The following is a 14,438-nucleotide window of genomic DNA, read 5'->3' as shown; positions in this document are numbered from 1 at the left end:
GGAGGGAGAGCGGCAGGGTCAGCAGCAGCAGGGCCCCGGCCACACCGAGATCCGCCGCCCGCAGCGCCGAGCCGCGCGGCGGAGGAGAACCACCGGAGAACCGACCTGGTTCCTGCCCCACCGGCACGCGGAGGTCGGGAGGCTGGGAAGAGCCGCGAAGTTCAGGCTCGCTGCCATCCCGGAAAATCAGGGCGGACATTCGTCGGATCCGTTCTCACCAGAAAGCCTCCGTAAAGCGCGGGCTTCCTGTGCGCTGCACCATAAGACAATATTTCACTTCCGAACGAGGCGGCTTTGTCTTGCCCACTCATTCGTGAAAACGTCCGTTGGTGGCAGGCCGGGCTGGTGAGGGCTGCCTTCCCCGTGGCAGCGGCTTGTCACTGGCGAGGAGCGGCGGAGAATTCGACGCGGCTCAGGAGAGAGCGGATACCAGACTGACGATGCCGGCCCAGAGGGTGGCCGAAAGCCCCGCGATCACCCAGAAAGCCTTGCCCATGGAAAGGCGCTCGGGCCTGTGTTCGTCGATGGCCGCATCGTACGAGAGGGGCAGGTCAAGTTCTTCGAATGTCTTAGCTTGCACGACGGCCTCGGGCAGGGGTTATGCGCGATGATGTACACCTGCGTAACGGTTACGCACCAACCAGCATTTGTCGGTTTTTGTGATATCACAACTCAGGGCTGTGGTTGCCATGGTCCGCTCGCTGCTCTGGTCAGGGGGGATGCCATGTCCGCCCAGGTTTGGTTCGAGACAAGGAACGAAGCCATGACGCACCGGAAGCTTCCGCCTCCTGGCGCGGTGCGCCGTCCGGTGGAGACGGGTCTCACGGTGGCTCGCCGCGCCGCCGGGCGCCGGGCCTGACGGGTGGTCCTTTCGCCGGAGGAATGGGAGGCGGTGCGGCTGAGCCTTTCGGTTGCGCTGCGCTCCGTTCTGTTCGGGCTGCCGCCCGCGGTGCTGGCAGCCTGGGTGCTGGCGCGCGGGCGCTTTCCCGGCCGGTCGCTGCTGGACGCGCTGGTGCATCTGCCGCTGGTGATGCCGCCCGTGGTGGTGGGCTGGCTGCTGCTGGTGACCTTCGGACTGCGCGGTCCGGTGGGGGCCCTGCTGAATGACTGGTTCGGGGTGCGGCTGGTCTTCACCACGGCCGGGGCTTCGCTGGCCACGGCCGTCATGTCCTTTCCGCTGATCGTGCGGGCGGTGCGGCTGAGCCTGGATACGGTTGATCCAGGGCTTGAAGCGGCGGCGCGGACCCTGGGCGCGGGGCCGCTGGACCGCTTCGCGACGGTCACGCTGCCCCTGATCGCGCCCGGCATCCTCTCCGGCGCGATCACGGCCTTCGCCGCCGGGCTCGGGGAGTTCGGGGCGGTGATCACCTTTGCCTCCAACATCCCCGGCGAGACGCAGACGCTGCCGCTGGCCATCTATGCCGCGACCCAGACCCCGGGTGGGGAGGCAACGGCGGCGCGGCTGGCGGCGATCTCCCTGGCACTTGCGGTCGCGGGGCTGCTGCTGGCGGAGTTGGCCGGCCGGCGGCTGGCGGCGGCACTGGGGCGCTTGCCGCGCTGATGCTCGATGTTTCGGTGTTGCATCGCTTTCCCGGCCAGGGCAGCTTCGCGCTGGAGGCCGCCTTTTCCACGCCCACGCCGGGCGTGACGGCGGTGTTCGGACCCTCGGGCTGCGGCAAGTCCACGCTGCTCTCGGCCATTGCGGGCCTGCTGCGGCCGGATGGGGGACGGGTGGCGCTGGACGGCGGTGTTCTCCTGGACACGGCGGCGCGCGTGTTCGTGCCGCCGGAGCGGCGGCGCTGCGGCGTGGTGTTCCAGGACGCGCGGCTGTTTCCGCACCTATCCGTCGAAACGAACCTTCGCTACGGCGCGCGCCGCGCGCCCGGCGGCGCGGAAGGACCGGGCTTCGAGGAGGTGGTGAGCCTGCTCGGCATCGCGCCGCTGCTCGCGCGCCGCCCGGGGGCGCTCTCGGGCGGGGAGCGGCAGCGGGTGGCGCTGGGACGGGCACTGCTGTGCCGGCCGCGGCTGCTGCTGATGGACGAGCCCCTCGCCGCGCTCGATGCGCCGCGCCGCGCGGAGGTGCTGCCCTTCCTGGCGCGGGTGCGGCATCGCTTTCGCCTGCCCATCCTTTACGTGACGCACGCGCTGGACGAGGTGGACCGCCTGGCCGACCACCTTGTGCTGATGGAGGCCGGGCGGGTGCTGGCGGCGGACACGGTGGAGGCGCTCTCGGGCCGCACCGACCTGCCGCTGCTGGCGGGGCGGCGGGATGCCGGGGCGGCGCTGCGCTGCACGGTGCTGGGACACGACGCGGGGCGCGGGCTGACGCGGCTGGGCTTTCCCGGCGGCACGCTGCTGGTGCCGCTGCGCGCGGAGGCGACGGCGGGGGATGCGCTGCGCGTGCGCGTGCGGGCGCGGGACATTTCGGTGGCCGTGGAGGAGCCGCGCGGGGTTTCCGTTCAGAACGTGCTGCCGGCGGTGATCGAATCCCTGGCACCCTTCCGCGCGCATGAGGCCATGCTGCGGCTGCGGCTGGGAGAAACCGTGCTGCTGTGCCGCGTGACGGCGGACGCGGTGGGGCGGCTTTCGCTGCGCGTGGGGATGCCGGTCTGGGCCATGGTGAAGTCGGCGGCCTTCGGGCCCGCCGGCGGGAACGGGGACGAAGGCGGCTGAGGGGCTGGCGCGGCGGGGCCGCTGCTTCCACGCTGTGCGACGGGGCGATACCGATTCCCACGCCCGGCCCTGCGGACCGGCGCAGGGCCGGGCGGTGGGAAAGACCGAGGGGGACCGCATGGCGCTGGTGAAGACTTCCGATCTGGCCGGACGCGGCCCGGCCCGGCCCGTTGTGACCGTGCCCCCTGCCCCTCCCCCGGCGGCGCCCGCGCGGCAGCGGCGCCTGGAGGGCCGTGCCCAGGCCCGGCGGGAGAAGGCCTCCGAGCGGATCGGCGCGGCGACGGAGGAGCTGGCTGCCGGGATCACCGAGGCGGCCGCCGCGGCGGAGGAGTTGGGCCGGGCACTCTCGCAGATCGCCTCGGCCGCGGAGGAGGCGGCGGGCGCGGCGCAGGAATCGCAGGGTGCGATCAACAGCCTGGGCGCGATCTTCGGCCAGGCGCGCGACCGGGCCGAGACGTCGCGCCGGCGGACGGAGGCGATGCAGGCCGCGCTGATCGAGCTGGGCGCGGGCATCGAGGCTTCCGCCGCCATCGTGCAGGAGAACGCGACGCGGCAGATGCGCTCGGTGGATGTGGTGGCCGCGCTGGAGGCGGGGGCGGCCAGCATCGGGGAGATCACGCGCAGCGTGGGCGACATCTCCGACCAGACGAACCTGCTGGCGCTGAACGCCGCGATCGAGGCGGCGCGGGCGGGCGAGCAGGGCCGCGGCTTCGCCGTGGTGGCCGAGGAGGTGCGCGCCTTCGCCGAGCAGTCCGAGGCGAGCGCCGCCGAGGTGCAGGCGCTGGTGGAGGCCATCCGGGCGGAGGTGCGGGCGATCGGCGAGAGGATCCGCGCCGCGGCCGAGGGCGCGGAGGCGCAGGCGCGCGAGGCGCGGGTGGTGGTGGAGACGCTTGCCGCCGTCCGCACGGAGATGAGCAGCCTCGCCGGGGGCGCGCAGGCCGTGTTGCTGGCCGCCGTGGAGGCCGAGACCGCGGTGCGGGAGGCGCAGCGCGGCGCCGAGGGCGTGGCGGCGGCGGCCGAGGAGCAGTCCGCGGCGACGGCGGAGGCGCAGCGCGCCGTGGAGCAGCAGGGCGCCTCGCTGGATGAAAGCCAGCGCACGGCCCAGGCGCTGGCGGCCATGTCCGAGGGGTTGCAGGCCGGCGCTGCATCCGGGGCCGCGGTGGGCGCCACGGCCAGCACCGCCGCGGAGGAGGTGGCCTCGGCCGCGGAGCAGCTTTCCGCGGTCGTGCAGGAACTCTCGGGGGCGGCCGGGCAGATCACCGCGGCGCTGGACCAGATCGGCCGCGGCGCCCAGGCGCAGGCGGCGGCGACGCAGCAGTCCTCGGCGGCGATGGAGCAGATCGAGCGCGCGGCCGGCAGCACGCGGGAGGCGGCGGTGGAGGCGGGGGCGCTGCTGGCGGCGCTCGCGCCGCGCGTCGCGGGCGGGCGCGCCGCCCTCGCCGCCCTGAACGAGGCGATCGCGGCCGGGGTGGCCGAGACCAGGGCGGTGGCCGGGCTGGCCGCGGCGCTGGAAGGCTCGGGGCGGCGGGTCGAGAAGATCGTGGACCGGATCGCGCTGGTGGCCGTGCAGACCAACATGCTGGCGGTCAGCGGCTCGGTGGAGGCGGCGCGGGCGGGCGAGGCCGGGCGGGGCTTCGCCGTGGTGTCCACCGACATCCGGGAACTGGCGCGCGACGCCGCCGGCAATGCCGACCGGATGAAGGACGTGGTGCGCGACATTCGCGATCAGGTGGCCGTGGTGCGCGCGGAACTGGACGCGCTGGCCCTGGCCGCGGCCAGCGAGATCGGGCGCGGGCGGGCCGTGCTGGAGAGGCTGGTCGCGGCCGAGGGCGAGCTGGGCGCGCTGCGCCAGGGCTCGGGCGAGGTGCTGGCGGGGGCCGAGGAAATCCTGCGCGCCGCGCGCGAGGTTTCGGCGGGAACGCAGCAGATCGCGGCGGCGGCGGAGGAAGCGAGCGGCGCGGTGTTCCAGGCTTCGGCGGCGGCGCGCGAGCAGGCGCGTGGGGCAGAGGACCTGGCCGCGGCGATCGAGGAGATCGCGGGCCTGGCGGACGAGTTGCGCGCGGCGGAGGGCTGAGTCCGTGGCGGCGCACGCCATGGCCGCCTCCGGGGAGGCCAGCGCGGGACCAGCCGGCGCGGGCACGACCGGAACGGACGGCGTGCTGGCCGTGACCGTGGCGGGGGAGTTCTTCGCCCTTCCGGCCGCGGCGGTGCGGGAGGTCCTGCGGCCGCTGCCGTTGACGCGGGTGCCGCAGGCGCCCCCGGCGCTGCTGGGCCTGGCCAACCTGCGCGGGCGCGTGCTGCCGGTGCTGTCCCTGGCGGGGCTGATGGGGCTGCGGGCGGAGGAGGCCTCCCCCGCCGCGCGCGTGGTGGTGGTGGAGGGGCTGCCTGCCCTGGGGCTGCTGGTCGGTCGCGTCGGGCGGCTGGGACCGGCCGAAGGCGCCCGGCCGGTGGACCTGCCGGCCCTCCTGGGGCGCGCCTTCGTCCGGTCCGGCGTGCCGGTCAGGGGGGCGGTCATTCCGGCCGGGCCGGTCCAGGAGATGGCGGCGGAGGCGGCCGAGCGGCTGGCGCTGGTCGCCTTCGGCATTGCCGGGCAGGACTTCGCGCTTCCGCTCGATGCCGTGGCGGAGGTGGTGCGCCTGCCCGCCGCGGTCACGGCCCTGCCGCGCGCGGGGGAAGCGATGCTCGGCGTGGTGGCGCACCGGGGCGGCTTGCTGCCGGTGGTGTCGGCCCATGCGCTGCTCGGCTTTCCGGCAACGGAAACACGATCGGCGCGGGTCGTGGTGACGCGGCTCGGCGCGCATCGCCTGGGGCTGGTGGTGGATCGGATGAAGGCGATCCTTCGCGTGCCGGAGGCCGCGATCGAGCCGGTGCCGCCCCTGCTCTCGCGCGGGCTGGGGGAAGCGCGCGTGGCGGCGATCCTGCGGATGGAGGGCGGGCGGCGGCTGGTGTCCGTGCTGTCCCCGGCCGGGCTGTTCGACGAGGCGACGGTGGCGCGGCTTGGCGCGGCCGCAACGGAGGGCGAGGCGATGGACGGGGATGGCGGGGCGGGAGCGGTGGAGCGCTTCGTCATCTTCCGCCTGGGCGAGGAGCATTACGGCCTGCCGATCGCGGCGGTGGACGAGGTGGTGCGCCACCCCGGCGCGCTGACCCGCATCCCGCACGCGCCGGACTTCGTGGAGGGGGCGATGAACCTGCGCGGCGCCGTGCTGCCCGTGATCGACCAGCGCCGGCGCTTCGGCGCGGGCGAGGCCGGCGGGCGCGGGCGCATCGTGGTGGTCACGGTGGACGGGCTGCGCGCCGGCTTCGCGGTGGATGCGGCGTCCGAGGTGCTGGCGGTCACGGCGGCCGAGCTGTCCCCGGCGCCGGAACTGGCCGAAGGGCGCGCGCGCGTGTTCGACCGCGTGGCGCGGGTGGAGCGCGGCGGCCGGATGATCCTGCTGGTCGATCCCCGCGCGCTGCTGGACGCGGCGGAACGGGACCTGCTGGCGGCGATGTCCGCGCGGGCCGCGGAAAGGCCGTGATCCGCCTCCTGGTGGTGGACGACAGCGCGCTGATGCGGCGCCTGCTAGGCGGCGTCTTCGGCGGCGAGCCCGATTTCGAGGTTGCCTTCGCGCGGGACGGGATGGAGGCGCTGGACGCCATCGCGCGGCAGCGGCCGGACGTGGTGACGCTGGACGTCCAGATGCCCCGCATGGACGGGCTGTCCTGCCTGGACCGCATCATGCTGGAGAACCCCGTGCCGGTGGTGATGCTTTCCGCCCTGACGGCGGCGGGGGCGGAGGCGACGCTGGAGGCGCTGCGGCTGGGCGCGGTGGATTTCGTGGGCAAGCCTTCCGGCGTCGCATCCCTTTCCATCGACGAGCTGGCGCCGGTGCTGGTGGAGAAGGTGCGTGCGGCGGCCGGGGCGCGGCTGCGGCGCAGCCACCGCCTGGCCGAGCGCGTGCGGCTGCGGACGGGGCTGGCATCCGTGCCGGGGCGCGTGCCGACCGTGCCCGCCCTGCCCCGCGCCGCCCCGGCCCGGCCTTCCGGCACGCCTCCCGGCGTGGTGCTCGTGGGCTGCTCCACCGGCGGGCCGGCGGCGCTTGACGCGCTGCTGGAACCCTTGCCCGCGGATTTCCCCTGGCCGGTCGTGATCGCGCAGCACATGCCCGCCAGCTTCACCGGGCCGCTGGCGCGGCGGCTCGACCGGCTCTGCGCCCTTTCGGTGGAGGAGGTGGTGCGGCCGGTGCCGCTGCTGCCCGGGCACGCCTATGTCGGGCGCGGCGATGCGGACGTGATCCTGGGCACGCGGGCGGCGGGGATCGTTGCCATGGCGGCGCCCTCCGATCCCGGGCGGCGCTGGCACCCCTCGGTGGACCGGATGGTGGAGAGCGCGATGGAGCACGTCGCGCCCTCGCGGCTGGTCGGCGTGCTGATGACGGGCATGGGAAACGACGGCGCCGCCGCCATGGCGCGGCTGCACCGCGACGGCGGGCACACCATCGCGGAGGCGGAGGAGAGCGCGGTGGTCTGGGGCATGCCTGGGGAGCTGGTGCGCGCCGGCGGAGCCGCGATCGTGGCCCCGCTGGACGGGATCGCCGCCGCGCTGACGGGGCTCGTGGCGTGAGCCGCGCGTCCTTGAACACCAAGGGGGATCCGGCATGAGCGGCCCCGGAGCCGGAAGCGGCGCGCCGCTCGGCGCGGAGGAGCTGCTGCGGCTCTGCGACTTCCTTTATCGCCGCACCGGCATGTCCTACGGCGAAGGCAAGCGCTACTACATCGAGCGGCGGGTGGCGCAGCGCATCGCGGCCTCGGGGGCGGGCTCCTTCGCGGACTACATGGGGCTGCTGCGGGCAAGCCCGGCCGAGGCGGCGCGGCTGGTGAACAGCTTCACCGTGAACGAGACCTACTTCTGGCGCGAGGAGCACCAGCTCCGCTGCCTCGGGCGCGCGATCCTGCCGGAGATCGTGGCGGGGCGTGGCCCGGGCGACCTCGTGCGCATCTGGTCCAATCCCTGCTCCACCGGGGAGGAGCCCTATTCCATCGCCATCTGGCTGCTGGAGAACTGGCCGATGGTGGATGCCTACAACATCGACATCGCTGCATCCGACATCGACGGCGACGCGGTGCGGGCGGCGGAGGAAGGCTTCTTCGGCGACCGCTCGCTCTCGCGCCTGCCGGCCGAGCTGCTCCGGCGGTATTTCGGCCCGCGCGAGGACGGGCGGCGGCGCATCATCCAGGACCTGCGCGAGTCCGTGCACTTCGGCACGGCGAACCTGGTGGATGCCGCGAGCATGGCGGCGGCGGGGCGCTTCGACGTGGTGTTCTGCCGCAACGTGCTGATCTACTTCGACGAGGCGTCCCGCCAGATGGCGGCGCAGACGCTGTTCGACGCGCTGGCGCCGGGCGGCTTCCTGCTGCTGGGGCACACCGAGTCCATGACCCGGATCTCCGACCGCTTCCTTGTGCGCCGCTTCGACGAGGCGATCGTCTACCAGCGGCCTCCCGCATGAGCGGCCCGGCATGAACGAGCTGCTGGACCAGTTCATCCTGGAGGCGCGGGAGCTGGCGGAGGCCGCGGCGGAGGACCTGCTGGCGCTGGAACGCGCGCCCGCCGACGCGGCACGGCTCGATAGCGCCTTCCGCGCGGTGCACACGCTGAAGGGCTCGGTGGGGTTGTTCGACCTCGCGCCCATGGGTGCGGCGCTGCACGCGGGGGAGGACCTGCTGGAGGCCTTGCGCGCGGGGCGCCGCGCCGTGGAGCGCGAGGCGGTGGACGCGCTGCTGGCGCTGGTGGGCGCGGTGGAGGGCTGGGTGGAGGCCATCGCCGCCACCGGGGCCCTGCCCGCGGATGCCGGTGCGCGCGGCGTCGCGCTGGAGGCGGCGCTGCGCGGCCTGCTGCCGGGCGCCGCGTCCCCATTCCCCGGTCCGGCGGCGGAGGACTGGCTGCCCGCGCTGCTGGCCCGCGATGGGGCGCTGATTGCGGCGGAGCACGCGGCGGGGCGCACGGTGACGGCGCTGCGCTACGGGCCGGCGGAGGACTGCTTCTTCCTGGGCGACGATCCCATGGCGGTGGTGCGGGCCTTGCCGGGGCTGCTGGCACTGCACCTGGCGCCGCGGGCGCCCTGGCCGGAGGAGGGGCCGGACCCTTTCTCCTGCAATCTGGTGATCGAGGCGGTCTGCGCGGCCCCCGAGGCGGCGCTGCGGCCGGTGCTGCGACTGGTGGCGGACCAGGTGCGGCTGGTGGAGCTGCCCGCCCCGGCCCCGCGCGCGGAGGAGGTGCGCGAAGCGGCGCCGGCCGGGGCGGCCGCGCGCAGCCTGCGCGTTGATGCCGCCCGGATCGATGCGCTGGTCGACCTTGCGGGCGAGCTGGTGGTGGCCAAGAACGGGCTGGCGCATCTCGTGGCCCGCGCGGCGGAGGCCGACCCGGCCCTGGCGCGGGCGCTGGCGGAAAGCCGGGCGGGGATCGAGCGGCTGGCCGAGGCCATGCACCGGGGCGTGCTGGGGCTGCGCATGGTGCCGCTGGGCCGCTGCTTCTCCCGCTTCGCGCGGCCGGTGCGGGACATCGCGGGGCGGCTGGGCAAGGAGGTGGATCTCTCCGTCTCCGGCGAGGCGGTCGAGGCGGACAAGGCGATCGTGGACGGGCTGTTCGAGCCGCTGCTGCACCTTCTGCGCAACGCGCTGGACCACGGGATCGAGACACCGGAGGAACGCGTGGCGGCGGGCAAGCCGCGGGTGGGCCGGCTGGTGCTCTCGGCGCGCCGTGGCGGCGAAGGGGTGGTCGTGGAACTGTCCGATGACGGCCGGGGGATGGATCCCGCGCGGCTGCGGCGGGTGGCGCGGGCGCGCGGGCTGATGGAGGCCCCAGCCATCGATGCGCTGGACGATGCGCAGGCGCTGGACCTGGTGTTCCGGCCGGGCTTCTCCACGGCGGGGCAGGTGACCGAGCTGTCCGGGCGGGGCGTCGGCATGGACGCGGTGCGCGGGGCGGTGGAGGCGCTGGGCGGGCGCGTCGCGCTGGTGGGCGCGGCCGGGGCGGGCACCACCGTGCGGCTTTCCTTGCCCCAGGGGGCGGCGGTGACCACGGTGCTGCTGATGCGCGCCGGCGGCGAGGCCTTCGGCGTGCCGGTGGAGCACGTGGCCGAGACGCTGCGCCTTCCTGCCGGGCGCATCCTGCCGCTGCGCCAGGCGGAAGCCTTCGTGCTGCGCGAGCGCACCGTGCCGCTGCTCGGCCTGGCCGCGCTGCTGGGGCTGGAGCCGCCCGCGCGGGGCGAGGCCGCGCGGGTGCTGGTGACGGGCACGGGCGCGGGCCGGGCGGGGCTGGAGGTGGAAGCCTTCGCCGGCCGGCTGGACGTGCTTCTGCGCCCGGCGGAGGGTCTGCTGCGGGGCATGCCGGGGTTGCTGGGCACGGCCTTGATGGGGGATGGCCGGGTGTTGGTCGTGCTCGACCTTCCGGCCCTTCTGGCCGGCCCCGCCGTGACGGCTTGATGGAGGCACGCATGGGGCTGGTCGTGGAGGGGCAGACGATTCGCCTGGAGGGCCCGGCCCGGGTGGAGCATGCCGAGCCGCTGCTGGCCTTTCTGCAGGGCGGCGAGAACCGCCGGGTGGACCTGCGGGGCGCCGGCCCTTTGCACGCCGCGGTGGTGCAGGTGCTGCTGGCCCTGCGCCCGGGGCTGGACGGGCCGGCGGGGGATGCCTTCACCGCCCGTTGGCTGGAACCGCTTCTTGCAAGGCCGCAACAGGGTTAGGATCAGGCGGGCGCCGCGTCGCGCACAGCCTCGGAGCAGCCGGATGGCCACCACGGTCTTGATCGTCGATGACAGCAAGCTGGCGCGCATCGTCGCCGGCAAGGCGGTGGCCGCTCTGCAGCCGGACTGGGGGCGGGTGGAGGCCGGCAACGCCGAGGAAGCCATGGCGCGGCTGGAGGCGGGCGGGATCGACCTGGCGCTGCTGGACTACAACATGCCTGGCAAGGACGGGCTGACGCTCGCGGCCGAGATGCGGGCCCTGCACCCATCCATGCCGATCGCGGTGATCACCGCGAACGTGCAGGACGAGGTGATCGCGCGGGCGCGGGCCGTGAGCGCGGCCTTCGTGCCCAAGCCGGTGACGGAGGAGGCGCTGCGGGGCTTCGTGTCCGGAGCGGCGCTGCGGCTGCGCGTGGGGGCACGGTGACCCTCCCCCCCAGTTTCACGGACGAGCACGTGGCGGGGGCGGTGGCGCTCTCGGAGCTCGAGCGGGACGCGCTGACGGAGCTCGTGAACATCGGCGTCAGCCGGGCGGCCGCAAGCCTTCGCCGGATGGTGGGGGGCGAGGTGCTGCTCTCGGTCCCGGCGATCGAGATCATTCCGCAGGCCACCGCCGCGACCCTCATCGCCGAGCGCGAGGGGGAGGATCTGGTCGCGGTGCGCCAGGACTTCTCCGGCGCCTTCCGGGGCCGGGCGCTGCTGCTGTTCCCGCAGTCCAACGGGCTGGAGCTGGTCCGGGCGGTGCTGGGCGAGGATGTGGCGCCCGAGGACGCCGCCGAGATGGAGCGCGAGGCGCTGGCGGAAACCGGCAACATCATCCTGAACGGCTGCCTCGGCACCATGGCGAACATGCTGCACCGTTCGCTGACCATGTCGCTGCCCCAGGTGCTGCGCGGCGACGGGCGGAGCCTGCTGGATGCCGGGGGGCCGGCCTCGCCCGAAGGTCTGGTGCTGTTCCTCTACATCAACTTCGCCGTGCGGGACCGCAGCATCCGCGGCTACATCGCCATGGTCATGGACATGCCCTCGCTGGGCGCGCTGAAGCTGCTGGTGGGCGACTTCATCGAGCGTGTGATGGACGACGAGATGGACGTGTTCCCGGCGGCGCAGGGCTGAGGGGCGCGGCCCCTACAGATCCACCTCGATGCTGAACAGGGCGCGGAAGCGGGGCGAATCCCGCCCGATGCCCGCGCCGGCGCCGAAGCCCACCGCCACCCTCTCCCCGAGCCGGTGCCGGGCGCCGATCTCGATGATGTTGGCGTCGCGCTCGCCCCGGTCGCCACGCTCGCGCACGTAGTCCAGGATCAGCGCGGTGTCCCGGTTCAGCAGCTGGCTGTAGCCCGCGACCACGCGGTAGCGGTTGTGCCGCTCGTCGGCCGAGGGCGCGAAGCGCGTGGACCAGCTGACGTTGAGGTGCAGGCGCCGCTGGGCGGAGGGGTCGATCGTCCGGGTGACGACGCCCGTGAACTGGAGCTGGGTGCCGCGGTCGCCCGGGCCGGTCGGCGTGCTGGCATCCGCCGCGACCGCGAAGGCCGGAAGCCAGGAGCCTTCCCGGCTGAGATTGTAGAGGGCACCCACGCTGAGCTCCCCCGCATTGGCGCGACTGCCGGAGCCCGCGACATAGGGGAGGCTGAGGTTCAGCAGCAGCCCGTCCGCGGGACTAACCTGGAACTGTGGGAAGATCTGCAGCTCGTCGTGCCCGCGGCGGCGGTCGAAGCGCAGGCCGAGCTGCGCCTCGCCTTCGTTTGGATCGCCGGTGAAGGCGTCCTGCAGGGTGGTGGGCAGGAAGATGTCGAGGTCGTCCGGATCCACGGCCTGCGCCGCACCGGCCGTGCCGAGCAGGAAGAGAAGGGCGTGAAGCGCCGGGCGAAGCGGGGCGCTTGCCTTTTGGGGCAGTGAAACGGTCATGTGCCCGGGATAGCCCGGCGCACGCGCGGCTGCACTCCCCCGCGAGGGAAGCCAGCGGGGCAGGACGGACGGATGGCAGGGAAAGCACGCCGGAGCGCGCGGCGGGAATCCAGCCCGCGACATCGAGACCGCGAAGCCTGGGCCCCGACCGGCCTGGCGCGATCCGGATGCTGGATCCGAACCACCGAAGCCGAGCGCCTCAGCCCCTCATCCTCCGCCCGCAAACCGTTGTGACGCTCCGGTCCACCGAACAGGGTGGGTGTCGTCCACACCGATGAACGACGGCGGAGCATCCCGGTTCATTCGTCCGCCAGGCTGGCAACGTGGACGAGCGCCTCGGCGAGTGCAGCGTCCATGGCGGCCGCACAACTGCTCGCCTCGCCGTTGTCGATCTCACCCGCAGCATGCAGGTCGTCATCGTACGGATCCACGATCTCCCAGATCCAGGGATCACCCCATGCGCCCGAGGCTGGGTTCGGAAACACACGCAGCAGCAGAGGGGGATCACCCAGGCGGGATGGCAAAGCCCTCGTCCAGACATCGCCCTCGTGCGGGGTCCATCCGGGTGCGTGCCGGTTGGGCTCCGTCACGGTGCCCGCAGGCCCTGCGGAGGGTCCTGGCGCAGCCTGACGCCAAGCCCGTCATCGCTCTCGTCCGCGAAAACAACGCCTGCATCCTCCAGGGCGGCACGGATGGCGGCAACGGTGGATGGACGGGGTCGGCCCGAACCCGCCTCGACGTATTTCACAGTGTCGTACCTGCAGCCTGCGGCCATCGCGAGCTGCCCATGCGTCCAGCCCAGCATCTGGCGTGCTTCCCGGCACTGCTGAGGGGTCAACCCGCTTCATCCCGCAACGGTTCGCCAGCCCTGCTCCCGCTTTGCGCGGTGAACGCGACGGCGAGGGTCTCGATGGCGGCAAACCCATCCAGCGGGTCCCGACATGCTCCTGGGCGGTGACGCATCACTGCAGGGCGCCCCACCGGGGCACAGCAGGCTCGGCTGCCGCCCACTTCCAACGTCCTTCCTGACGGCAGGCCGTCGTGACGAACCACTTGCCCTCGGAGATGGAGAAGAGTGCCTCTCGGCAGGTCGCGAGCGGGGTGACCATCTCTCGCACGAGCCGCACCTCGCCATCCTCGTTGCCAACGGGAATGTCGTGCTCGATGCGCCAAGCGCGCACCTCGCCGGGCGCCAGGCTTCCGATCACTTCGGCCACCGCGTCCTGCTCGCCTCTCGCCCGCACGCGCACGGCCCAGTTCAGGCCAGCCTGCACGCCAGCCCGCGTGCCCACCGCGATGGCGAAGCCCGCTGCCGGGTTGCCGGTGGCGGTGCCCGCGGCGATGCCAGCCGCTGCCCCCGTCAGATCCGCAGCCAGGCCGCACCCAGCCAGGGGGGCCAGAAGCAGCAGCGCGAGGCAGCGTCTCACTGCAGGCTGCCCCAGCGCTCCGTGGCCGGCTCCGCTGAGGCCCACCGCCAGGCCTGCCCGTCCCGGCATACATAGGCGGTGTAGAAGCCACGCCGCGGCATCTCCTCGGGCCGGCTCGTCGCGTCCACCGAGAACACGATCTCCTTGCAGTGGATCGACCCAGCCTCGATCACCCGCACAATGGTCACCTCGCCGCGCTCGTCCGGCTCGATCGGGACCTTGTGGGTGATGGACCAAGCAGCCACCGCACCGACCGGCAGCGGGCCCGCCGCCGCTGCGATGCGATCCTGTGCCGCGGCGTGAGCGCGCCGCTGAGCATAGTGCAGCCCGGCACGCACCCCCGCCTGCACGCCAAGCCCGATGCCGGTCGTGGTGGTGGCGCCGGCTCCCACAACGTCGGCGATCGCGGCGCCACCCAATCCAGCACCGGCGGCGCCGCCTTCCGTCAGCAGCTCGGAACATCCGGGCAGCGTCAGACCGACGAGGGCAAGTGGCGCCAGCATCGAACGGAATCGCGGCAGTGAACTCGGCGGCATCGCTTCTCCTGGTGGTGCTCGTTTCATGGGTCTGACCTGATCACCACGTGGTCCCCTGCCTGCTTCCGCTGCGCCTCCCCTCCTCCAGGCCAGGCTCGCACCCGATGCTCGAAAGATTGGGCGGCGTGATGTTCCTCTTTCCCCGTTCAGCCGAACTTCTTCCCAGA

At 73.8% G+C, this 14,438-nt stretch carries 17 protein-coding genes; 10 read left to right on the top strand and 7 right to left on the bottom strand.

What is annotated here, in order from left to right; genetic code table 11:
- Positions 1–199: hypothetical protein (locus ACFFIC_RS29275; RefSeq protein ID WP_377057127.1), on the bottom strand; the 199-nt coding region annotated here is incomplete at its 3' end.
- Positions 200–412: 213 nt separating this feature from the next.
- Positions 413–580, bottom strand: coding sequence for a hypothetical protein (locus ACFFIC_RS29270; protein WP_377057125.1), 168 nt, complete (start codon positions 578–580; stop codon positions 413–415).
- A gap of 282 nt (positions 581–862) precedes the next feature.
- On the opposite strand from ACFFIC_RS29270, the gene modB reads away from it, so the two are divergent.
- The 10 genes from modB to ACFFIC_RS29220 all read left to right on the top strand — a co-directional run bounded on the left by modB (position 863) and on the right by ACFFIC_RS29220 (position 11,516).
- Positions 863–1,561: a molybdate ABC transporter permease subunit gene (gene modB, locus ACFFIC_RS29265; RefSeq protein ID WP_377057123.1), complete on the top strand. Its 699-nt coding sequence runs from the start codon at positions 863–865 to the stop codon at positions 1,559–1,561.
- A complete protein-coding gene (gene modC, locus ACFFIC_RS29260) occupies positions 1,561–2,673 on the top strand; it encodes a molybdenum ABC transporter ATP-binding protein (RefSeq protein WP_377057121.1) in 1,113 nt (370 codons plus the stop codon). Before modB ends, modC begins: the two co-directional genes overlap by 1 nt.
- Before the next feature lie 94 nt (positions 2,674–2,767).
- Positions 2,768–4,747 (top strand): methyl-accepting chemotaxis protein, encoded by a 1,980-nt coding sequence (locus ACFFIC_RS29255; protein ID WP_377057119.1) that lies wholly within the window; start codon positions 2,768–2,770, stop codon positions 4,745–4,747.
- A 4-nt stretch (positions 4,748–4,751) separates the two neighbouring features.
- On the top strand, positions 4,752–6,194 hold the full coding sequence (locus tag ACFFIC_RS29250; protein ID WP_377057117.1) for a chemotaxis protein CheW: 1,443 nt from the start codon (positions 4,752–4,754) through the stop codon (positions 6,192–6,194).
- Positions 6,191–7,279 (top strand): chemotaxis-specific protein-glutamate methyltransferase CheB, encoded by a 1,089-nt coding sequence (gene cheB, locus ACFFIC_RS29245; RefSeq protein WP_377057115.1) that lies wholly within the window; start codon positions 6,191–6,193, stop codon positions 7,277–7,279. Before ACFFIC_RS29250 ends, cheB begins: the two co-directional genes overlap by 4 nt.
- A 34-nt stretch (positions 7,280–7,313) precedes the next feature.
- Entirely contained in the window at positions 7,314–8,165 is an 852-nt protein-coding gene (locus tag ACFFIC_RS29240) for a CheR family methyltransferase (protein ID WP_377057113.1), read from the top strand.
- A 10-nt stretch (positions 8,166–8,175) separates the two neighbouring features.
- Complete coding sequence (locus tag ACFFIC_RS29235) at positions 8,176–10,140, top strand: chemotaxis protein CheA (RefSeq protein ID WP_377057111.1); 1,965 nt, start codon at positions 8,176–8,178, stop codon at positions 10,138–10,140.
- 11 nt (positions 10,141–10,151) lie between these two features.
- Positions 10,152–10,400, top strand: coding sequence for a hypothetical protein (locus ACFFIC_RS29230; RefSeq protein ID WP_377057109.1), 249 nt, complete (start codon positions 10,152–10,154; stop codon positions 10,398–10,400).
- Between the two features lie 43 nt (positions 10,401–10,443).
- Positions 10,444–10,827 carry a response regulator gene (locus tag ACFFIC_RS29225; protein ID WP_377057107.1) on the top strand — a complete coding sequence of 128 codons (384 nt, stop codon included), beginning with the start codon at positions 10,444–10,446 and terminating at the stop codon, positions 10,825–10,827.
- Entirely contained in the window at positions 10,824–11,516 is a 693-nt protein-coding gene (locus ACFFIC_RS29220) for a chemotaxis protein CheX (RefSeq protein WP_377057105.1), read from the top strand. The genes ACFFIC_RS29225 and ACFFIC_RS29220 overlap by 4 nt, the downstream gene beginning before the upstream one ends.
- 12 nt (positions 11,517–11,528) lie before the next feature.
- On the opposite strand, the gene ACFFIC_RS29215 is transcribed toward ACFFIC_RS29220, so the two are convergent.
- The 5 genes from ACFFIC_RS29215 to ACFFIC_RS29195 all read right to left on the bottom strand — a co-directional run bounded on the left by ACFFIC_RS29215 (position 11,529) and on the right by ACFFIC_RS29195 (position 14,238).
- Positions 11,529–12,308 carry a hypothetical protein gene (locus tag ACFFIC_RS29215; protein ID WP_377057103.1) on the bottom strand — a complete coding sequence of 260 codons (780 nt, stop codon included), beginning with the start codon at positions 12,306–12,308 and terminating at the stop codon, positions 11,529–11,531.
- A 299-nt stretch (positions 12,309–12,607) separates the two neighbouring features.
- Positions 12,608–12,898, bottom strand: coding sequence for a hypothetical protein (locus ACFFIC_RS29210; RefSeq protein WP_377057101.1), 291 nt, complete (start codon positions 12,896–12,898; stop codon positions 12,608–12,610).
- Positions 12,895–13,146: a helix-turn-helix domain-containing protein gene (locus tag ACFFIC_RS29205; RefSeq protein WP_377057099.1), complete on the bottom strand. Its 252-nt coding sequence runs from the start codon at positions 13,144–13,146 to the stop codon at positions 12,895–12,897. The genes ACFFIC_RS29210 and ACFFIC_RS29205 overlap by 4 nt, the downstream gene beginning before the upstream one ends.
- A gap of 124 nt (positions 13,147–13,270) precedes the next feature.
- Entirely contained in the window at positions 13,271–13,735 is a 465-nt protein-coding gene (locus ACFFIC_RS29200; RefSeq protein ID WP_377057097.1) for a hypothetical protein, read from the bottom strand.
- Entirely contained in the window at positions 13,732–14,238 is a 507-nt protein-coding gene (locus ACFFIC_RS29195) for a hypothetical protein (RefSeq protein WP_377057095.1), read from the bottom strand. The genes ACFFIC_RS29200 and ACFFIC_RS29195 overlap by 4 nt, the downstream gene beginning before the upstream one ends.
- Positions 14,239–14,438 lie beyond the last annotated feature (200 nt).

Origin of the sequence: Muricoccus vinaceus, from assembly GCF_042433125.1 — a bacterium.
Classification (GTDB): domain Bacteria; phylum Pseudomonadota; class Alphaproteobacteria; order Acetobacterales; family Acetobacteraceae; genus Roseomonas; species Roseomonas vinacea.
Note: the sequence above shows the minus strand (reverse complement) of the source record. Positions and strands in the feature narration are given on the sequence as shown.